Origin of the sequence: Sphingopyxis fribergensis, assembly GCF_000803645.1 — a bacterium.
GTDB lineage: Bacteria > Pseudomonadota > Alphaproteobacteria > Sphingomonadales > Sphingomonadaceae > Sphingopyxis > Sphingopyxis fribergensis.
In genome coordinates this window covers 2,908,798-2,929,428 of the sequence record NZ_CP009122.1, presented here as the reverse complement: position 1 = coordinate 2,929,428, position 20,631 = coordinate 2,908,798, and the positions used below count along the sequence as shown (strand labels likewise).

Here is a 20,631-nt window from a genome sequence, read left to right as displayed (position 1 = left end):
TCCAAAGGGTTGTGTCGACAACTTCTCTTTAGAGACCTGCTGGCCGATCATGGCTGCCTTGATGAAGCCGGCGGGCGCTACGCGCCCTTGTCTCCATCAAGGCATTGTGGCCCTTCGATAGGCCGCTTCCCAATGTGCTACGGCGTACAGTTCGTGCAGCGGGACCAAGGCGGCCCACTGGGATGGATCGGCCATATCTTCGGCCGTGTCTGCGAGCAGAACGGCGTTAGCGTCCGCGCTCGTGGTGTAATTTCCGGTGTAGGCGATGGTGTATTCCGGGGTGGGGCATGCCCCACCCCGGAATGCGGCGTCGCTGGTGGCCACCGGGTTCATCGTTATGGTGGAGTTTGCACACTTCAACCGTGACGAAGAGGAGTTCCCGATGACCGAGGACAGATTACTGATCGAAGAGCTGGCTGCAAAGGGCGGCCAACCGGATTTTTTGCGCACCATCGCCGAGAACGTGCTGCAGCTGATCATGGAGGCCGACGTTGATGGCCTGATCGGCGCGGGTCGCCACGAACGCAGCAGCGAGCGCGCGACCTGGCGCAACGGCTATCGCGACCGTTCGCTGGATACCCGGGTAGGCACGCTGAACCTGAAAATCCCCAAGCTGCGTGCTGGGTCCTATTTTCCGGGCTTCCTTGAGCCCCGCAAGATGGTCGAGAAAGCGCTGGTTGCGGTGATCCAGGAAGCGTGGATCGGCGGGGTCAGCACCCGGCGGGTCGATGAACTCGTCCAGGCCATGGGCATGACCGGCATCTCCAAGTCCACCGTCTCCAAGCTTTGCAAGGACATTGACGAGCGCGTCCATGCCTTTCTGAAACGCCCGCTCACCGGCGAATGGCCGTATCTCTGGCTCGATGCCACCTATCTCAAGGTACGCGAAGGCGGGCGGATCATCAGCGTTGCCGCAATAATCGCCATGGCCGTCAACACCGAGGGCCGGCGCGAGATCGTCGGCCTGCATATCGGCCCCTCGGAAGCGGAGGTCTTCTGGTCCGACTTCCTGAAGGACCTTGTTCGGCGCGGTCTTACCGGCGTGAAGCTGGTCATCTCCGATGCTCACGAGGGCCTCAAGGGCGCGATCACCCGCGTCATGGGCGCCACCTGGCAGCGCTGCCGGGTGCACTTCATGCGCAATGCCCTGTCCTATGTGCCCAAGGGCCAGAACACTGTCGTCGCCGCCGCGATCCGCCAGGTCTTCCTGCAGCCCGATCAGAAAAGCGCAACGCAGGTCTGGCGACAGGTCGCCGACCAGTTGCGCACCCGTTGGCCCAAGCTCGGCGCCTGCATGGACGAGGCCGAAACCGACGTGCTCGCCTACACCGGCTTCCCCACCCAGCACCGCACGAAGTTACACTCAACCAATCCGCTCGAGCGGCTCAACAAGGAGGTCAAGCGCCGCGCCGACGTCGTCGGAATCTTCCCGAACGAAGACAGCATCATCCGCCTCGTCGGGGCTGTGCTGATGGAGCAGAACGACGAGTGGCAGCTCCAGCACCGATACATGCAGATCGAAGGCATGGCCGAACTCAACCAACCCATGATCGAGGAGGAAAATCAGCCCCTACACATCACCGCCAAAGCCGCCTGACGATGGCCCACGGCCACAGCCGAAATTACACCACCTTGACGGACGCGACCAGAACGGCATCGAGCATCGCCTCACCAAGCCCTATCACCCATGGACCAACGGCCAGGCCGAACGGATGGTGCGCACCATCAAGGAGGCCACCGTCAAATCCTTCCGTTACACGTCGATCAATGAACTGCGCCGCCATGTCCGCGACTGGCTCGTCGCTTACAACTTCGCCAAGCAGTTGAAGGCTCTGCGCTTCAAGACAACCTACGAGGCCATCGAAGAGCTCCGGAAATCCAAGCCAGATATCTTCAATATGAAACCACACCATCACATGCTGGGACTAAACACCTAACAGTCCACGCGGACCACTCGGTGGGGGCCGGTCAGATTCGAGGGGCAGGAGCCAATGTGCCTCCCATATCGCTCGCGCGAGACGCAAGTTTCCGCAGTGCGCACGCCGGACGTATCTCACACCAATTCCTCGCCCAAGACTGCAATTGGCGCATGAAATCGGCGTCGGAGGGCCTGCTACTGGCCCTCCGACGCCGCGATTTTCATGCGGTATAATTTTTCCCGATCGATTGGGACAGCTAAATCATTAGAATTTTGCGCCGATCGCGACACCATAACGCCGCGGATCAAGCGTGTAGATATTTGTAAAATTACCGGAAGATGCATCGGTGACATAAAGTCCGGTAACTGAGTTGCTATCGAAGATATTCTGAACGAACCCCCGGACAAACCAGCGCTCGTCGGCACCATTCAACTGCAAAACTGCATTAGCCTGTACGAAAGGTTGGATGCGATTAATCCTGCCGTTGAAGATATTGCCATATTGCTTTCCGGTCATGGAAATGTCGACGCGGGGGACGAGTGTCATACCATTCCCGACCTCTGCCGTGTACTGCACGCCCATCGAGACCTTGACATTCGGCGCTTGCGGCAATGTGTTGCCCTTGATGTTAACCTCGACGCCAGGACTCAATACCTGGATCCCGCTGTTCGCAGGGATAGCGCTCGCGAGGACACCGCAAATGCCGAACGCGCCGCTGGAGGCGATATTGCCGTCCGAAGGAAATTCCTGCGGTGCGCGAAGGCCGAGAGCCGCATTTACGCCCGCAACGAACGCATCAGCAACGCCAGGCGCAGGTCCCGTGACAGCGCAGTGCGCACCATTGCTGATGTCCTTGATAATCACGGCATCAGGATCCCCGCCGCCCGGATCACGCGGATTGGAGAAGAATTGATCGCCGGCGACCTTGGCATTGAGATAGCTGAAGGACAGATTGATAAGCCAGTTCGGGTCCGGCCTGATGACAGACTCCAGTTCGACACCCCAGATATTGGCGTCAACCGTGTCATTCACGGACGTTCTTGCCACGATGCGGCTGAGCTGCAGTCCACTATATTTGTAGTAAAATGCGGTGGCATTGAGTTGCAACGCGCCGTTTGCGAAGACGTTCTTGGAGCCGATCTCGAAGGCATCGATCGATTCAGAGCCGAAACTCTCGCTGACGGCGAAAATCGGAGAAAGCGGAGGATTGATCCCGCCGGATTTGTAACCCCTAGAATAAGATGCATAGAGTGAATTGTCCGGCGTAACCTCGAAGGCCAGAACTGCTCGTCCGGTAATTTCGTCGAAGCTTACTTCGCGAAACTGGGCGAGCTGTTGGCCCGGCGTCCCCGGGTCGGCATCGAAAAGCCCAGACGGCCCGGTGAGGGGCGTTATCGGGGTATCGAACGGATCTCCATCATTGGCATAAGGGTTCAGGAAACTGATCAGCGTCGTACGCGCCGTCACATCCTTCTTGTCATTGTTGTAACGCAGCCCCCCGGTCAACGTCAGCCGGTCGCTTAGATCGAAATAGACCTCGCCGAAAATGCCATAGCTCTCTAGATTCGATTCCAGCGAGTTGTTCCGATACATCGACGTCGCGAAATAGGATGGCGGAAGGCCGCCCGACAAGGAGCCGAATGAACCCAATACGGCACTGGCGTAATCGAGCGCAAACGAGTTCACATAATAGCTATTGTCGGTGGTTTTCGATTTCGCATAAATTCCGCCCAACAGGAAATTGAACGGCCCGTCGAAGTCACTCGTGAGGATGAGCTCTCCGCTCCACGATTCGCGTTGTTCCGAAGATCGATCGAAAGAAAGCGGCGTTTCGGAACACAGCGAGTTCCCTTCGAAAGCGCCTCTGCTTCCATCATCATTATCCGACGTGCACAGCACGCCCTGCGGACCGTCCGGGATTAGAGCGCCGGCAATCGGCGAAAAATAGGCCGAAGAGCCGGGAATGAAGGCTGGCGCCGGCGGAGCAAGACCTGTCGGTAATCCGTTAGCCGCAAAAAAGTCCAACGTATTGAGCGCCGGGGCGAAACCGGCACGGCTTTGAATTCCAAGAAAATAGTCCTGCCTGGAATCGACTTCAGTATCCTGATAAATGCCGGTGGCCGTCAGGGTCATCGCGCCGAATTTTTGCTCAAGGCGCGCCTGCACCTGTAGCTCTTCGGCAAAATAGAAAGGGGTATAGGCCGTGTTGACGACACGCACATCGCCAGGCTCCTGAAACCCGGAAAACCCATCAGGGCCATAAAGGCTGCCGAGGCCGAGCACGGCGGGAATGCCCTGAATGGCGAAGAACTCGGATGAACTGAGCGTCGCACCGACCGTTGAATTTGCGTTCGTGGTATCGAAATCACGTCGATTGTTCAGGCATCCGAGCACGCCCAATGGATCGCGTTGGCACGTTTGTTTCTGGTTTCTGAGGCGCGTGTCCTTTTCCCGGAAATAATAGCCCATGAGATCGATCGTCGTATCAGGACCGGGTTCGAAACGAAGGGAGCCTCGCAACGCATAGAGGTCCCGAGCGTCGATGTCCGATCCATCATAGAGATTCGTCGTATAACCGTCGCGGTTCACATATATGCCCGCCAGCCTCACGCCGATCATATCCCCGATCGGGACGTTGACCATGCCACGCGCTTCGATGCTGTTGAAATTGCCATACTCGAATTGCGCTTCAGCCTCGAAACGGGAGAGTTTGGGTTTCGCGGTCACAACATTCACGACCCCGGAGGTCGCATTCCGGCCGAACAGGGTGCCTTGAGGTCCGCGAAGGACTTCAATCCTTTCCAGATCGAAATATTCGGTCTCGAACAGGCGTGTTCCGAACAAGGGGGATCCATTGACATGGATTGCGGTCGCAGCATCGCAGGTGACGCCGACGCACAGGTCGCCAACGCCGCGAATAGTGAATGAAGCTGAGGTGAAATTGCCTTTCGAGAAAGATACATTGGGCAGCGTCAGCTGTAGATCCGAGGCATTTTCGATCTGCTGGCTTTCAAGCGCCTCAGCGCTGAATGCGCTGACAGCGATCGGTACGTCTTGCAAGCTTTGCGCCTGACGTTGCGCTGTCACGACGATGACATTGTCACCGCCATCTGGCTCTTCGGCTATGACTTCCTGAGCATTTGAGACCTGTGGCAACGCCATCACGACGGCGCTTGCCAACCAATAGGCTTTCTTATTCATCACCCTATCTCTCCCTGTCTCGATTTTTTCGTTTCTTGCGCGAACCCGTCCTTGTCCCCGATTGTCGATGTTCAAAAATGGGGCAGCTCGCCGAGCTGCCCCGAGTTTGAGGAGTGGCCAGAAGGAGATTTCCGGAGAGGAAAAGATTCTCGCCGCTCGGCTGGAAGATGAGCAGTTTTTCGGCATTTGGTAAAGAACTTTATTATGGCACTTTATTATTTTGCTCGGGGCGGTGGGAGGTGTGCCATCTCAGATCCGAAGATATCAGTTTATACATCCGATGCTTGCTGTCAGCGCTTCAGCCTTGGCGCGGTCGAGCGCGCGCCGACGACTTTTGGATGCGGCTGCGGTACGGCATGCCCGATCCGGAGCGCATGACCCGCGTGGTCGAAAGTTGGATAGCAGTGCAAAAGGCCGGGCTCTGATCCCGGCTGGTGGAAACCAGGGGGTCAGGTCAGTTCACCTATTCCTTCCCGTTCATTTTAGAGTCATCAAGATCGTATTAACCACGTCACGGTCCCTGCCGGGCAGGGCTTTCACGTGGGGGCATCCATGACCAGAACCAAACCATCCCTTAAGTCAGCTATCCTGTTGGCCAAATAGGATCAAGGCGACCGGCGCACCAATTTACCTCGTGACTGAGCCATGTGCGCGCGAAAACCGTCACCACTTCGATGGGGATTCGACATGACATTGCCATTTCACATGCCGTCCACAATCCGCCTTTCGGGTGTAGGTCTTGCCGCTTGTGCGATTGCCACGATTGCTGCCGCAAGTGCGCAGGCGCTACCACTATCCAGCTTCAAGGATCAGGGCGTCGACCATATCTTTGGCAGCTACGCCCCGCGCGGCGACTGCTCAAAGGAACCGCGCGTAACCATCGATGAAAAGGGCATGACGTTCCGCGCCAATGGTCGGGAAATAAAGCCCCCTCGGGTGGAATATGCTCTCACCTTCATGGGCCAGAGCTATGACGGCATCATGGCAGTATTTTTTCCCTTTCCAGTTAGCAGCAATGATTTTGGTCGGGTTCTCATGTATGTGAACGACGACGAGAAGCGCGGTGTCATCCGCTTTGAATCCGATCTGCCGCGCGGCCAACGCCCGGCTTCTTTCCATGCGGCCTTCACGGGTGGCGGCCCGTTCACGCTCTGCCAGGGCAGCGCTCTTGCTGGCACGCCACTGCCGCCACGGCCTGAGCCGGCGGTGGCCGTGCAAGGCATTCCAGCGGAATGGACCAATCTCGCCAGCCTCGTCGGCAAATATCCGGGAAGCTACGCCAAGGACAATATCGACCTGTTCGATAAGGGTACCTTGGCTGCGGCATTGAAGGCCCGGATGGGGCCGAAGATGGCTGCGCTGCGGACCAATCTCTCAGCCGTCTCGCCATTGCAGCGGGCTGGGAACTATTACTATCTTTCCGGCAATGCGCAGCATCAGGGCGGTGTGGAGCAGGCCTATATAATAATAGACCCGGCGCGCCGTGCGGTGCAGGTGGGCCTTTGGGAGCGCGGCAAGCTAACAGTTTATCCGTCTGCTTCGGGCGTTAGGCTGCCGATTGCGCCGGAAATCAAGACGCTGTTGGACAAAAGCCCGCCCGAAACGGCAGTGCCGCTTCCCGGTACACCCTGGGAAGTTGTACCGGTGCAAGGTCGCGCGCCCATGGCTTATGTGAGCGCCGCGGCATCGCCCAACATCGAAGCCCTCAGTCTCTATTGTGAAGGCGGAAAGCCCTACATGGCGATGCTGCTCAACAAGCCCTCCGCCGACAATGCGATGACGATGACGTGGAACTTCTCCGGTCGGCTCGTTAGCATATCCGTTCAGCGCGCCAATGCGAACGGCACTCAATGGATCGGCGGCGTGACGGGTACGCAACTTGTTCCCCTGCTCATGCAGCAAAGCGGGACGGTGATGCTACGTATCAACGGGCGGCTGGAAGGCGAAGCCTCGCTCAGCAATTCAATTGCAGTGCTGCGCGATACCCTGCGGGGATGCGTGCGGCTCTGACCTGTAAGAACGGCGCCGCCTCCATTTCAGGTGCTCTGCCACCTGAATTCTGGACCAGTTGCGGTTAGAGTTTTCCGCCGTAGATATCATTGGCTGGGCGAGGAGTTAGAGCGGGATGACATTTGGCTGATTCAAAGGGGATTCTTTTTTGGGCGGTTTTCTGATTCATATGTGGACGCCCCCTATGGCAAGGGCTTTGTGGTCGCGATGGCTTTGATCGGTTGCTTTCATATGTCCGGCCTGTTTGTGCGGCGTTTTGAGTGCCGCTGGCCTTGATGGAAATCCGCCGGTGAGGTCCCTAATCAAGTTGGCGCGCGGTTGAAGCGCATTGAATCAGACGGGTTGGTTTCACCATTGGCTCGATCGTTACTCATCATTGACTGCCACTGCCAATTCGGTTGTTCGGTATTCTGTTAGGTCGTCAGTTGATAGGGCCCATAGGCTTCCTTCCGGGTCAGCACGACCCAGGCGATCCGGGCCAACTTGTTGGCAAGCGCCACGGAGACGACCCTGAACGGCTTTTTCTCCGAGAGTTTCCTGATCCAGTCGGCCATGGGCGTTGGCTTATCCTTGATGTGGCGCATGACGGCGGTGGCGCCGACGACGAGCAGTCGGCGCAGATATCGGTCTCCCTGCTTCGAGATGCCACCCAACCTGGTCTTGCCGCCGGTGGAGTGCTGCTGCGGAGTTAGGCCGAGCCAGGCGGCGAATTGCCTTCCCGACCGGAACTGATCGGGATCGGTGACGATAGCAGCGATCGCGGTTGCCGTGATCACGCCGAGCCCCGGGATCGCGGCGAGCCTGCGAGAGGCCTCGCTCTCGGCATGCCAGGCCGCGAGTTGCTGGTCGAGCACCGCAATCTGGCTACTGACGCCCATGATCTGACGGATCAGTATCTCTACGGCCGCGCTTGCATAGGATGGAAAAGCATCTTTGTTGGCCAGCACCTGGTCGGTCAGCTTTGCAAGGTTGGCAATGCCGGGGTTAGTGACGAAGCCCAGTTCCGCCAGATGCGCGCGCAGGGCATTGGCGAGCATAGTGCGCTGGCGCACGAGCAGGGACCGGGCGCGATGGGTCATGAGGATGGCCTGCTGCTCGACTGTCTTGACGGGCACGAACCGCATCGTCGGACGCTGCACGGCTTCGCAGATCGCTTCGGCATCGAGGGCGTCGCTCTTGCCGCGCTTCACATAGGCCTTCACGTAGGATGGTGGGATCAAGCGAACCTCGTGTCCCATCTCGGCGAGCGTGCGTGCCCAGTAATGTGCCGTTCCGCACGCCTCAATGCCAATCAGGCATGGCGACAGCTTCGAAAAGAACGGCAGCATCTGCTTGCGGTGCAGCTTCTTCACCAGCACCGTGGCGCCGTTCTCATCGACGCCGTGCGCCTGGAAAACGCTCTTCGCCAGATCCAGTCCTATCGTCGCAATCCTCATCGTGAACGCTCCTCTTTCTGTTCGGGTGACCGACTCGCAGCATAGCGGCTGCGGACCGGTGCAGGGGCGTCCACATCATCAAGCTTTGTGCTGGGATTGGAGGCCAGCAAATCATGTCCAGACCCATATCGACGGATTTACGCGAGCGGCTGGTTTTGGCGGTTTTGCGGGAGGGGATTTCGGCCCGGGCTGCTGCGGCGCGCTTTGGTGTTTCGGTCAGCAGCGCGATTGTGTGGGTCCGTCGGCACCGTGAGACGGGGAGCGTGGCACCGGGCAAGATCGGCGGTTACAAGCCCAACATTCTGTCGGGCGCGCATGGCGACTGGCTGGTCGAGCGAGCCAAGTCAGATTTCACCTTGCGCGGACTGGTTGCCGAACTGGCCGAACGCGGGGTCAGGGTCGACTATGTGCAGGTCTGGCGCTTCGTCCATGCGCGGGGGCTGAGCTTCAAAAAAAAAGCGTTCTTCCCGCCGAACAGCTGCGCCCCAAGATCGCAAGGCGGCGCGCGCAGTGGCGCAAGTATCAGGGGCGGCTTGATCCCCGGCATCTCGTCTTCATCGACGAGACCTGGGCCAAGACCAACATGGCCCCGCTCAGGGGCTGGGCGCCCAAGGGCCAGCGGCTGCACGCCAAGGTGCCCTATGGCCATTGGCGCACCATGACCTTCATCGCCGCGCTGCGCTGCGACCGGATCGATGCACCGTGCGTCCTCGATCAGCCGATCAACGGGGCCAGCTTTGCCAAATGGGTCGAGCAGTTCCTCGTGCCCACCCTCGCACCGGGCGACGTCGTCATCATGGACAACCTCTCCAGCCACAAACGTCCAGCTATCCGCCAGGCCATCCGTGCCGCCAAGGCCAAGTTGCTCTACCTGCCACCATATTCGCCCGACCTGAACCCGATCGAGCAGATGTTCTCGAAGCTCAAACACCTGCTGCGAAAGGCCTCCGAGCGAACCGCTGAAAACACCTGGCGACGCATCGGATCATTGCTCGATGCCTTCAGCCCACAAGAGTGTGCCAACTACTTCGCCAACTCCGGATATGCATCAACCTAATGTCATCCCGGTCTAATGTGCGCTGGCGGCCCGCGCGTAACGAACAGCTCGGCCAGGGCCGCAAGCACGTCGTCGCTCTTGAGCTTGCGCGCGACCGGCAACGCCAGGCACTCCCGGCTCGCCTCGTCGATGATCGACAGGATCCGGTATTTGCGGCCATCGTGGGTGCGACCCTCGACGAAGTCGTAGGACCAGACATGCCCAGGATACTCGGGCCGAAGCCGGATGCATGATCCGTCGTTCAGCCACAATCGCCCGCGCTTCGGTTGCCTTTGCGGCACCTTGAGCCCCTCGCGTCGCCAGATGCGCTCGACCCGCTTGCGGTTCACATGCCACCCCGCGTCGCGCAGCAACGCAGTCACCCGGCGATAGCCATAACGACCATATTGCCGCGCCAGCGCGATGATATCCTCGGTAAGAGCCGCTTCGTCATCTGCCCCGCGGGGCGCCTTGCGCTGTGTCGACCGGTGCTGCCCAAGCACACGGCACAGCCGCCGCTCGGACACCGGCATCATCATTCTGATGTGGTCGATACAGCGCCTTCGGCGCGCGGGGCTCAGAAGTTTCCCCGAGCAGCTTCCTGCAGGATCAGTTTGTCCAGCGTCAGGTCAGAGATCGCACGACGAAGCCGCGCATTCTCTTTCTCCAGGTCCTTCATTCGCCGCGCCTGATCGGTCTTCAGGCCGCCATATTCCTTGCGCCACCGATAATAGGTCTGCTCGCTGACCGCGATCCGGCGACACGCTTCTGCGGTCGTCGCACCCTGCGCCAGAACAACCTCCGCTTCACGCAGCTTGCCGATAATCTCTTCCGGGCGATGCTTCTTGCTCGGCATTCATAATCTCCTTCGAAATCCAAAATATCATCAATTTTGGACCACTCAGAAGGAGGCAGATCAAAGGCTGGACTGTGCGCTGGTAGTTGAACGCCTCCGGCGACCGGATCGCCTTCCGGACCACCTTGCGCGATAACCGAAGATCACGGGCGATCACCTTGATCGCCTTGCCAGACGCATGCTCACGCCGAATCCGAACCACTGTCTCCACTACGAACATCCCGTTCTCGCCAACTAATCAAACCAGTCAGCCGCCTAAATCCTCGGGATGAAGGGTCCTATTGCACGCTGATCCTCAGCCTTGGCCGAAACGATCAATGGCCTTTACAAGGCGGAGGTGATCCACCGGCGAGGTCCGTGGCGATCCTTTGAAGCTGTCGAATATGCCACGCTCGAATGGGTCGACTGGTTCAACAACAGGCGGCTGCTCAAGCCTATCGGAAACATCCCGCCCGCTGAAGCCGAAGAACGATATTACGCCATGCTGGACGACATCGCCATGGCTGCGTAACTTATGCCAAATGGCCTCCGGCAGTCCCGCGGCGCTTCACTTCATATTCGACGGCGTATACGACCATGCCTTCGACAAACGATTTTAACCGGTACAACTGAGGCCGAGCCAGCAAACCCAATCATACACCGCTACGATCGCGACATCATCGATCGGAGAAAGATGCAAAAACCCCTCTTGACGGTCACGCGACCGTTACAAGTCCACGCTATTTTACCAAGTCCTTGGATATGACCTCGCGCTGGATTTCGGAGGCACCGCCGAAAATAGTGCCCGCCAAACCATTCAGATGCCTACCGACTATTGCCCAACCGTGTTCTGGCACTGGAGCCTCATTGGAAACTGCGAATGCTGGACCATCGAATGCCAAATCAGGCAGCGCATGGGGCCCAAGGGCTTCCACCGAAGCTTTTTCGATCTCTTGGAGAAGCTCAGAGGCGAGCGTCTTGATGAGCGAAGCTGTCGTGCCGAGACGTTCTCCGGTCTGTCGCTTTGCGACTAGCCGCATGTCTAGCGCTTCGAGCGCCATCACTCGCGCCTCCAATTCGCCCAATCGAAATTGCCTATCTTTTTCGTCAATCAGGCGACTGCCATGGGAATCGCCGACTTCGTTCCGCAGGACATTCTTGAATCGCTCAAGCGCCACGCGCGATCGAACGGATGGCGCGCCGCCGCCTCGTTCGAATTCAAGCAGGTACTTGGCCTGGTTCCAGCCTTTTCCTTCTTCACCAACGAGGTTTTCGACCGGCACGCGAACGTCGTCGAAGAACACCTGGTTAACTTCATGATCGCCGCCAAGAGTAATGATCGGTCGAACCGAAACACCCGGTGATTTCATGTCGATGAGGAGAAAGCTGATCCCTTGCTGCTGCCGTTCCTCCGGCGACGTGCGCGCGAGCACGAAGATCATGTTCGCGAAATGCGCATGGGTCGTCCAGATCTTTTCACCGGTGACGATGTAATGATCGCCATCCCGCACGGCCTTCGTCTTCAGGCTGGAAAGGTCAGAGCCGGCGCCAGGCTCGGAAAAGCCCTGGCACCAGTAGTCTTCGCCGGATCGAATGCGAGGTAGATAGAACTCCTTCTGCCAGGGTGAACCGAACTCGCAGATGACTGGTCCGACGAGATTGATTCCCATGGGCGCGACGGCAGGAGCGCCACAGAGTGATGCCTCGCTCTCATAGATATATCGCTGCATGGGAGACCAGCCACATCCGCCGTATTCCCGAGGCCAGGCATGGGTAATCCAGCCCTTCCGGAATAGCGCCTGATGCCATTCTTTTGACCAGGGGGGATCGACGAATACGCCGGTGGATAACCGACTCGCGCGACGGACGTCCGCCGACAGATGCTCCTCAAGGAAGGATAACACTTCCCGACGGAATTCGAGATCCTCTGGGGCTAGATCAATATCCAAGTTTACCTAACCTTCCATGTTTCAGCCATGCCCCGCAGAAAACGTGACAAAGCGCTTCGAACCAATAGTGGTCAACCGACGTTGCCGCTAAATTGCGCGATTTCTCCAGTGATACTAAGGTGCCGGGATGCCGATGCATCACACCTTGAAATATCCGGCTACGACACCGGTTGAACCGGAATGCGATGAGTCATACCCATCCTATCCTAGCATAAGACAGTCCGGCCATTGCCACCGCCTTAGCCTTACCTAAATTAATATAACGCGTATCATAATTTAAGTCAATCACGGGCCCTAAACTGAGTTTGCGACATTCGTCAGCCCACACGGGCCGACGTTTTGCAATAAAGGCGTCTACGGCCTCAATGTGATCGACTGTGTGATGCGCCAAGGCCTGATAAGCAGCTGACAGTTCCAAAAGGGGGCCTAACTTCATGTCCTGACCTTCTCGAAGAAGCCGTTTCGCCAAACGTGTCGAATGGCCGGGGTTCGCTGCGATTCGGTCGGCGATATCCAGGGCTCGATCGAGACAGGTCTCGGGCTCCACCACCTCGGTCACCAGTCCGAATTCAAGCGCGGTTGCCGCATTAATCGCGTCCCCGGTCAATGTCATGATGCTGGCGCGCGCCATTCCTACTATGCGCGGCAGGAGCCAGGCACCACCATCTCCCGGGATAATTCCCAGTTTGACGAAACTCTCTGCGAATGCTGCAGTTTTCGAGGCTATTCGGACGTCACACATACAGGCGAGATCAAGTCCGGCGCCAATCGCCGGTCCGTTGACCGCCGCAACCACGGGAACTTCGAGTTCGTACAGGGAAAGAGGAATCTTTTGAATGCCAAGCCGATAGTAATTTCGCTGTTCATACGGATTGCCTGCAAACATTCCATGCCTGGCCGCCATGTCCTTAACATTTCCACCGGCACAAAAAGCGGATCCTGCGCCGGTCATGACGATCACTCTGACAGTATGATCTTCGGTCATTTCGCGGCAAAATTCCTCAATTTCCCTGCTATCATCGCGCGTGGAAATGGCGTTGCGTTGCTCAGGCCTGTTGAGGGTTGCAATAGCCACCGGCCCTTCGCGAGAAACCTTTAGGAATGAGCTCATTTCAAATTCTACTCCGTGTTGACATTTTTGCCGGAATGGGCGTTTAGTCAAACCGCTGCTATATCCGCAACCCCAATCGGTACGGATGCAATGATCGGTGAACCAGGCGTGCCACACGCTTTCGGGGAGTGTACCTCATACATGTTCAGTTCCTTTTCTCTTTCCGACATTCCGGGAGCGGATGAGGAATTCCGCTCGCGCGCGCGCGATCTTGCGGCAAGTGCGGTGGCGAATATGCCTATGGACCGTCGCGCACGCTCATGGATGGGTTTCGATGCCGAATTCAGCCGCCGTTTAGGCCAGGCCGGTCTTATCGGACTGATGCTGCCAGAAGAGTATGGCGGGGCCGGGCTGGGCCCATTCTCGCGCTTCGTGATCGTGGAAGAATTGCTTTCGGCGGGCGCGCCGGTCTCGGCCCACTGGATTGCTGAACGTCAGAGCGCGCCCCTGCTTCTAAAGTTCGGCACCGAGACCCAACGCTACAAGTATGTTCCCGGGATTTGCCGCGGCGAAATATTTTTCTGCATCGGTATGAGCGAACCAAACGCGGGTTCCGACCTGGCAAGTGTCAGGACCAGGGCCGAACCGATCGACAACGGCTGGCTCCTCAATGGCCAGAAAATCTGGACCACCAACGCTTTACATTCGGATTACATGATCGCTCTGGTCCGCACTTCCGGCACGCCGGAAGATCGGCACAAGGGCCTTTCCCAATTGATAGTGGACCTGCGCTTACCGGGCGTGGAAATCAGGCCGATAAGGGATCTCGCTGGAGACGAACATTTCGCGGAGGTTTTCTTCGATAACGTGGAACTCGATACTTCCGCGCTGATCGGTGAAGAAGGAAAGGGCTGGCAACAGGTAGCCGCAGAGCTCGCCTTTGAAAGAAGCGGTCCTGAACGGATTTACTCGTCTCTGGTGTTGCTGGACGGCTGGCGACAGCACTTGCGGAATTCTGGGCGATCCGACGAAACGACCGCACGCACCTTGGGATCGCTGGTCGCGCGATTCAGCAGTTTACGCGCTATGTCGCTCGCTTGCACTGCGCAGCTGGCTTTAGGCGAAAGTCCTGTCGTCGAAGCCTCGATGGTCAAGGATCTCGGCACAGCGTTCGAGCAAGACATACCCCGCATCGTGGGCGATGACCTGGCGTCCCATCCCGAGGAAGACGTCGATCAGGATCTGTACAAGACATTGGCTTACATCGAGATGATCTGTCCGAGCTTTTCTCTAAGAGGAGGAACGCGGGAGATTCTCAGAGGCATCATCGCTCGCGGAATGGGGTTGCGATAATGGACGAAATCGGCCTTCTTGAACCGTTTGACCGGATGCTTGCCGATCTGTTCAGCAGCGCGACCCTGCGGCAAATCGGACGGGGTGAGCTGGATCCAGAAATTTGGATTACTCTGGAATCTTCGGGTTTCCTTGATGCACTAGTGTGCGAAGAGAGCGGCGGGGCGAATCTGTCTTTTGCCACTGTCCTGCCTCTCTTCTTGGCGCTGGGACGAAGAGCGGTTCCGCTCCCGGTCGGCGAAACCATCGTGGCCCGCGCCTTGCTGGCGCAAGCGGGAAGCGATTATCGCCTCGGGCCAATCGTGCTCGGCGTTCCATCATTGATACTCCCAGGTGCGGAACACTCAAATTTTGTTCTGACGGAGGATTCGCGCGGAGTGAAACTACAACGTCTGGATGGCGTCGAAACGGTCGGCGCTTCCCGCGATCCGCTTTCGAGGAAAGAGCCAGCCATCGGGATGGAAGAAGGCCGCGTGACAAAGACCGCCCCGGCTGCCGCAGTGCTGTATGCCGCCTTGATTGTCGGCGCGAGCGAGGCAGTTCTGGAAATGTGTGTGGACTACGCCCTCCAGCGTACCCAATTTGGGAAACCGATAGCGCGCCAACAGGTGCTTCAGCAGAATCTTGCGCTTGCTAGCGAACATGTAGTCGCCGCGCGAATGGCCTGCGAGACGGCAGTCCGGCATAGCAGTTGGCCAAGTCCCCTGGCAGCTGCAAGCGCCAAATTGATCGCCTCGCGTGCGGCACCGGTCGTTGCCGGGATCGCTCACGGCCTGCACGGGGCAATTGGAATCAGCGGCGAACACGATCTCAATCTTCTTATTCGACGAATCCATGCCTCGCGCCTGGCGGGCGGAGCCGAGAATTACTGGGCCGGCCTGATCGGTCGCGAAATACTGGCTGATCCTAGATCCACGCTCGATCTCGTTCGCGAAGAGATGTTTTCGTAGAGTCTGAATTCAGAATCATTGGTGATGATTTTATGAGCTTGCGAGTCTGCGGGTGATGAGCTGGATCAAGGCGAGGTAGAGCCACGCCGCGGCGCTTCCTGCCCTTGATCTTCTTGCCCGCATCAGAGCCGCCCCGCGGCTCAGGACGTTGAAAGCTTGGCTAGTCGCAGAGCGTGCTCTCGTTTGTTGCCGTACATCTCTTGCAAAGCGAGTCCGCGCTTGTAGTGGTGTGAGAGTTCATATTCGTCCGTCAATCCGATGCCCCCGTGAAGTTGGATTGACTGCTTGCCAATGAAGTCAAAGGCTTTTGCGACCGTTACCTTGGCGGCGGAAACGAGCTTGGCAGCGTGATGTGTTCCCGCCGGAAAGATGCACAGCCCGGCAACTACACTTCGTGCCAATTCGTAATGCATGAGCATTTCGGCCAGACGGTGGCGGACTACCTGATTTCCGGTGAGCGGACGCCCAAACTGAACACGACTGTTCGTGTACTCGGTCGTCAGTTCGAACATCCGCCTCAAAATCCCCAGGCTTTCGGCGACAGCTGCGCGGGCACCCCGGTCATGCATGCCTTCAATAGCGCGGACAGCACCTGCGCCACTGGCGACCATCGCTGCGGATGTTAATCTGGTGTTTTCGAATTCAAAGTCCGCCGCCAAGGTCCCATCGATGAGCCTGTACGTCCTGGTTGAAATCCCGTCGGTTCCTGCCGGCACAAGCAATAGTATCAAACCATTCTCAGCGTCCTCATTCGCCAGAAGGGCGCTAACCAGGAGAAAGTCTGCCTCTGGATAGGAAACGACGTGCTTGGTGCCCCATAGTGTAATGTTTCCGCCATCGATCTTCGCTCGGCACGCGATTGCGGCAGCGTCGAACCGCCTGGCACCTTCTGAGAGCGCAACGCCGACGGTTTTGGTTCCTGCCTGCATCTCGGCAGCCAGGGTTCGCGCCCGACCCTCGTCGTCGAATTCCTGGAGGGCTACCGCAGGTATGACAATGTTTTCCGAAAATGGCTCAACGGCCAGCCGGTAACCCAATTCTTCCTGTATGATAGCGATTTCCGCTGCTGTTCCGCCAAGACCGCCCAAACCATCAGGGATTGGCAAGGATAACACGCCCAGATCCGCCAGCGCTGACCAGTTTTCCGGATCGTATCCGCGGCGCTGCTCCAGAAACTGCTGTCTGTGCGCAACGGAATACCGGTCATCAAGAAACCTTGCGATGGTTTCACGGTACATCGCCTGCTCTTCGGTAGGGTTGAAATGCATAATAATCCCAAAAAGAGTTTCGTGTATAATTTTGATGCCGCGCTTTGATTGCGTTGGCAAGAGATTTAGCAAGTTTAGGTCCTTATCACTCTGTCACGAGAGGCGAATCGCCGAACGATCCGCCGCGATCTGAGTGCTCGGAGTCTGCCAGAAATGGCTGAATTCCGTGCCTTGATAGCAGCGTCGCGAAAGAGTGCAGGGAAATCGCAGGTCACTGCCCGCTTCGCCGTGCGTCAAAAGTATAACAGTGCGTATATAGTGTTGCAATCCAACTCTGTGGCTGTTATCTGGCGGGCAATCAGAGCGTCCGGGATTCATGCCGCGCTGAGGGAGATGGAGAGGAAATGAAAGCCCTAGAGCCGATCTCGATCGCCGGTGTCGAAATCCCGAACAGGGTGGTGCGAACCGCTCACAGCACGCATTTTGGTAGCGGCGGAATTGTCCCCAGCCTTATAGACTATCATGTCGAACGTGCGCGTGGCGGCGTTGGTCTGACGATTCTCGAAATCGCAGGGGTGCATCCCACCTGCCCGTCTTCGATCTGCAACTTCGACGATTCGGTAATCGAAGGGTACGAACAATTGATGCGGGCCATCCGGCCCCACGGCATGCGGGTGTTCCAGCAATTATGGCACGCGGGACATAACGGGGTCCCAATTGACGGGAGCCCCCCATGGTCTTCCTGCGATCTTCCAAGCCCGGTACTCGGGATAGTGCCCATCACGATGAGCCAGTCCCAGATCCGGGAGATGGTAGAGGCTTTCGCTGCTGCTGCGGAGCGCTGTCAGAGGGGCGGGATCGACGGGGTGGAGCTGCACGGCTCGCATGGTTACCTGCCGCAGCAATTCATGTCCGCCATGCTCAATCGGCGAGAGGACGAATATGGCGGCAGCTTCGAGAACCGGATGCGGTTCACCGTGGAAGTGCTGGCGGCAATTCGCGAGCAGGTCGGCCCCGGCTACCCCGTGGGCATTCGCCTCAGCCCCGAAATCGTCGAAGGCGGAATGACGCCCGAGGAAACAGCCCGCGCGGCCAGCTATCTCGAGGAACGGGGGCTGATCGATTTTCTCGACGTATCGATGGGCGGGTATTTCGCCTTTCCCAAGATGATCGGCGGAATGTTCGAGCCGGCGGGTTACGAGCTGGCGACCAGTGCGCCCGTGACCGCGGCGGTAAAGGTTCCACGGATCGTTACAGGCAGGTTTCGTACGCTTGAGGAGGTCAGTCAGGTCATTGCCGAGGGGACGGCGGACCTAGTCGGCATGACCCGCGCGCACATTGCCGATGCCGCGATCGTCCGCAAAACGCGCGAGGGGAGGGAGGCAGAAATCCGCCCCTGCATTGGCTGCAATCAAGGTTGCGTCGGAATGCTGCTCGGTCCGGAACGGCGTATGGGGTGCACGGTCAATCCCTATATCGGGCGGGAAGGCGAAGTGAGCGACGATCGTCTGCCGCCCGCAGATGCAAAACGAACGGTACTGGTCATAGGAGGCGGGCCGGCAGGGATGGAGGCGGCTCGGGTTTCCCGGCTGCGGGGACACAACGTCATTCTCGCCGAAGCGGCCCCCCAACTTGGCGGCCAGGTGAGGATCGCGGCGCTGGCTCCCCGGCATCAAGGGATCGGCGATTACACTCTTTGGCAGGAGGCGGAAATCTATCGCCTGGGCGTCGATGTGCGGCTCAGCACATATCTGGATGGGGGCGATGCCGACGCTTTCGGAGCGGACCGGATCATCATTGCCACCGGTTCCAGTCCGCGGGTGGACGGGGTCCAGATGGCTATTCCCGCCCGCCCCATGAAAGGAATCGAACATCCCGATGCAATATCATCGATCGACTTTTTTTCCGGTCGGCATAATTCCTGCCCTGCCAGTGCGATAGTGGTCGATGACGTCGGGCATTACGAGGGCATTGCGGTCGCCGAAGCGCTCATCGAGCGTGGCTCGGATGTCACTTTCGTCACCCGTCACAAGTCCTTCGCCCACCTGCTCGAATCGGCGTTGCAGCCAGAGCCGGCGCTGCAGCGTCTCAACCGCGGGAGCTTTCGCCTGCACCTGCGCTCGCACGTGGATTCGTTCAACGGGTCCGAGGCAGTCATAAGCGATCTGAACGGCGGAGGCACAAGCACCGTCCGGGCAGATTGGGCAGTTATGGTCAGTCATAACCGGCCTGCGATCGAGCCATTTGCCGATCTTCTGGGGACCAGATCCGACATCGCGATTGTTGGGGATGCCAACAGCCCGCGCTTTCTTCTCCGCGCGATCGCCGAGGGGAACCGGGCAGGCTGTATGGCATGATAGAGTTCGTATTGAGAGCCGAGAGTGCAGTTGCTGCTAGATAAATTGATGGAAAGAGGACGACCATGACTTCTACGGTACAAGATGCGGATCCCGCCCAGTTGGATTTTGCCAATCCGCAGGTGATGGAGTGTCCCTATCCCATCTACGAGAGCTTGCGTGAAAAAGCGCCGGTTTACTTCGCGGAGAAGTTGGGATTCTGGCTCATTACCCGCTACGACGATTGCCTGAATGCCATCCGCGATCCGCAAGTATTTTCGAGCAAGATGGGTTTTCGGCCCGGCTCGGTTCCCGATGAGGTAATGCGGATTTACAACGAAGAAGGCTTTGGGGATCTTCCCGATACCTTGGTCAGCAACGATCCGCCATCGCACACGCGTTATCGCAAGCTGGTCGACCGCGCTTTTACCGCCGGTCGCGTGCGTCAGATGGAAGATTACATGGTGGTGGTCGTCAGGGAATTGATCGACGCCTTTATCGAGAAGGGTCGCCTCTCGGTCATGCAGGACTTCGCTGTCCCCGTTCCCATGTATGTGATTGCGGACCAGCTGGGCGTGCCGCGCAGCCACCGGGACAGGTTCAAGGAATGGTCGGATTCGGCGGTTGCCCCGCTCGGCCTGCTTTTGTCTGACGAGAGAAAAATCGAATGCGCCAAAAGTGCAGTCGAAATGCAACATTACTTCGTTGAGGTCTTTGCCGATCGCCGGGCAAATCCGCGCGACGACATGATTTCGGATCTGGTCACCAAGGAAATCGACGGAGCTCCGTTGAGCATCCCGGAACTCCTGTCGATCCTCAATCAGCTTCTCGTCGCCGGCAATGAGACCACGACCAGCGCAATCGCTGCGTCCATAGTGCGCCTGGCCAACGAGCCCGAACTGGTCGAACTCCTCGCCAAAGAACCGGGCAAATGCGACAATTTCGCAGAAGAAATTCTGCGTCACGAGTCTCCCGTCCAGGGACTGTTCCGGATGACGACTGCGGATGTCGAGGTCGCCGGCGTTACCATTCCCAAAGGCAGCCTTGTAAACCTTCGCTATGGCTCGGCGAACCGCGACGAGCGAAAGTATGAATGCCCCGAAGTATTCAACGTGGCTCGCGCGAACGCGTCATCCCATCTAGCATTCGGGGCCGGCATCCACCACTGCATCGGCGCTCAGCTGGCGCGTCGCGAAATCGCGATCGCCGCGCGCGAACTGACGGCCCGGCTGAAGGACATCCGCCTGGTCGAGGCGGACAAGATTTCGCATGCGCCGAGCGTGATCCTGCGGGCTCTCAATGAATTCGAGATCGAATTCTCGAAGCGGTGAGATCCCAGGTGAGAAC

At 58.2% G+C, this 20,631-nt stretch carries 12 protein-coding genes and 4 pseudogenes; 9 read left to right on the top strand and 7 right to left on the bottom strand.

What is annotated here, in order from left to right; genetic code table 11:
• The first annotated feature begins 382 nt into the window (after positions 1–382).
• Together SKP52_RS13490 and SKP52_RS25450 are read left to right on the top strand one after the other, a co-directional pair.
• Positions 383–1,597: an IS256-like element ISSpma2 family transposase gene (locus tag SKP52_RS13490; protein ID WP_006954973.1), complete on the top strand. Its 1,215-nt coding sequence runs from the start codon at positions 383–385 to the stop codon at positions 1,595–1,597.
• Between the two features lie 49 nt (positions 1,598–1,646).
• A pseudogene (locus SKP52_RS25450) lies at positions 1,647–1,937 on the top strand (integrase core domain-containing protein); the annotation flags it as partial.
• 246 nt (positions 1,938–2,183) lie between these two features.
• Here SKP52_RS25450 and SKP52_RS13480 read toward each other — a convergent pair.
• Positions 2,184–5,120 (bottom strand): TonB-dependent receptor, encoded by a 2,937-nt coding sequence (locus tag SKP52_RS13480; RefSeq protein ID WP_039575467.1) that lies wholly within the window; start codon positions 5,118–5,120, stop codon positions 2,184–2,186.
• A 687-nt stretch (positions 5,121–5,807) separates the two neighbouring features.
• Between SKP52_RS13480 and SKP52_RS13475 the strand changes: the two genes are divergently transcribed.
• A complete protein-coding gene (locus SKP52_RS13475) occupies positions 5,808–7,130 on the top strand; it encodes a hypothetical protein (RefSeq protein WP_039575466.1) in 1,323 nt (440 codons plus the stop codon).
• Between the two features lie 413 nt (positions 7,131–7,543).
• Here the strand turns inward: SKP52_RS13475 and SKP52_RS13470 are convergent, their stop codons facing one another.
• Positions 7,544–8,566 carry an IS110 family RNA-guided transposase gene (locus SKP52_RS13470; protein WP_039575463.1) on the bottom strand — a complete coding sequence of 341 codons (1,023 nt, stop codon included), beginning with the start codon at positions 8,564–8,566 and terminating at the stop codon, positions 7,544–7,546.
• A 113-nt stretch (positions 8,567–8,679) separates the two neighbouring features.
• On the opposite strand from SKP52_RS13470, the gene SKP52_RS25440 reads away from it, so the two are divergent.
• Positions 8,680–9,623 (top strand): IS630 family transposase gene (locus SKP52_RS25440; protein WP_137865735.1). Its coding sequence is split into 2 segments (ribosomal slippage): positions 8,680–9,015 and positions 9,018–9,623, totalling 942 coding nucleotides; the frame shifts between segments, so codons are not numbered across the junction.
• Positions 9,624–9,634: 11 nt separating this feature from the next.
• Here SKP52_RS25440 and SKP52_RS25435 read toward each other — a convergent pair.
• Together SKP52_RS25435 and SKP52_RS27465 are read right to left on the bottom strand one after the other, a co-directional pair.
• A pseudogene (locus tag SKP52_RS25435) lies at positions 9,635–10,458 on the bottom strand (IS3-like element ISSpwi1 family transposase); the annotation flags it as partial.
• A 61-nt stretch (positions 10,459–10,519) separates the two neighbouring features.
• A pseudogene (locus SKP52_RS27465) lies at positions 10,520–10,678 on the bottom strand (IS21 family transposase); the annotation flags it as partial.
• Positions 10,679–10,753: 75 nt separating this feature from the next.
• Here SKP52_RS27465 and SKP52_RS13450 point away from each other — a divergent pair.
• Positions 10,754–10,969, top strand: a pseudogene (locus tag SKP52_RS13450) (integrase core domain-containing protein); the annotation flags it as partial.
• 208 nt (positions 10,970–11,177) lie between these two features.
• Here the strand turns inward: SKP52_RS13450 and SKP52_RS13445 are convergent.
• Together SKP52_RS13445 and SKP52_RS13440 are read right to left on the bottom strand one after the other, a co-directional pair.
• Positions 11,178–12,386, bottom strand: a complete 1,209-nt coding sequence (locus tag SKP52_RS13445; RefSeq protein WP_039575457.1) for an acyl-CoA dehydrogenase family protein — start codon at positions 12,384–12,386, stop codon at positions 11,178–11,180.
• Positions 12,387–12,576: 190 nt separating this feature from the next.
• Positions 12,577–13,497: a crotonase/enoyl-CoA hydratase family protein gene (locus SKP52_RS13440; RefSeq protein WP_081997352.1), complete on the bottom strand. Its 921-nt coding sequence runs from the start codon at positions 13,495–13,497 to the stop codon at positions 12,577–12,579.
• A gap of 141 nt (positions 13,498–13,638) precedes the next feature.
• Here SKP52_RS13440 and SKP52_RS13435 point away from each other — a divergent pair, with 141 nt between their 5' ends.
• Positions 13,639–14,790, top strand: a complete 1,152-nt coding sequence (locus SKP52_RS13435; RefSeq protein WP_052208285.1) for an acyl-CoA dehydrogenase family protein — start codon at positions 13,639–13,641, stop codon at positions 14,788–14,790.
• Entirely contained in the window at positions 14,790–15,740 is a 951-nt protein-coding gene (locus SKP52_RS13430) for an acyl-CoA dehydrogenase family protein (protein ID WP_039575450.1), read from the top strand. Before SKP52_RS13435 ends, SKP52_RS13430 begins: the two co-directional genes overlap by 1 nt.
• Before the next feature lie 140 nt (positions 15,741–15,880).
• On the opposite strand, the gene SKP52_RS13425 is transcribed toward SKP52_RS13430, so the two are convergent.
• On the bottom strand, positions 15,881–17,080 hold the full coding sequence (locus tag SKP52_RS13425; RefSeq protein ID WP_145923347.1) for an acyl-CoA dehydrogenase family protein: 1,200 nt from the start codon (positions 17,078–17,080) through the stop codon (positions 15,881–15,883).
• A 272-nt stretch (positions 17,081–17,352) separates the two neighbouring features.
• Between SKP52_RS13425 and SKP52_RS13420 the strand changes: the two genes are divergently transcribed.
• Both SKP52_RS13420 and SKP52_RS13415 read left to right on the top strand, forming a co-directional pair.
• On the top strand, positions 17,353–19,305 hold the full coding sequence (locus SKP52_RS13420) for an oxidoreductase (protein WP_039575447.1): 1,953 nt from the start codon (positions 17,353–17,355) through the stop codon (positions 19,303–19,305).
• A 65-nt stretch (positions 19,306–19,370) separates the two neighbouring features.
• The gene (locus tag SKP52_RS13415) at positions 19,371–20,615 is read left to right on the top strand and encodes a cytochrome P450 (RefSeq protein WP_039575445.1); all 1,245 of its coding nucleotides are present in this window, start codon (positions 19,371–19,373) and stop codon (positions 20,613–20,615) included.
• Positions 20,616–20,631 lie beyond the last annotated feature (16 nt).

What these genes read in the sequence shown, in the direction of transcription:
- SKP52_RS13470 (WP_039575463.1), bottom strand. Translation starts at nt 8,566, where the DNA reads ATGAGGATTGCGACGATAGGACTGGATCTGGCGAAGAGCGTTTTCCAG.
- SKP52_RS13435 (WP_052208285.1), top strand. Translation starts at nt 13,639, where the DNA reads ATGTTCAGTTCCTTTTCTCTTTCCGACATTCCGGGAGCGGATGAGGAA.
- SKP52_RS13490 (WP_006954973.1), top strand. Translation starts at nt 383, where the DNA reads ATGACCGAGGACAGATTACTGATCGAAGAGCTGGCTGCAAAGGGCGGC.
- SKP52_RS13415 (WP_039575445.1), top strand. Translation starts at nt 19,371, where the DNA reads ATGACTTCTACGGTACAAGATGCGGATCCCGCCCAGTTGGATTTTGCC.
- SKP52_RS13480 (WP_039575467.1), bottom strand. Translation starts at nt 5,120, where the DNA reads ATGAATAAGAAAGCCTATTGGTTGGCAAGCGCCGTCGTGATGGCGTTG.
- SKP52_RS13440 (WP_081997352.1), bottom strand. Translation starts at nt 13,497, where the DNA reads ATGAGCTCATTCCTAAAGGTTTCTCGCGAAGGGCCGGTGGCTATTGCA.
- SKP52_RS13475 (WP_039575466.1), top strand. Translation starts at nt 5,808, where the DNA reads ATGACATTGCCATTTCACATGCCGTCCACAATCCGCCTTTCGGGTGTA.
- SKP52_RS13430 (WP_039575450.1), top strand. Translation starts at nt 14,790, where the DNA reads ATGGACGAAATCGGCCTTCTTGAACCGTTTGACCGGATGCTTGCCGAT.
- SKP52_RS13420 (WP_039575447.1), top strand. Translation starts at nt 17,353, where the DNA reads ATGAAAGCCCTAGAGCCGATCTCGATCGCCGGTGTCGAAATCCCGAAC.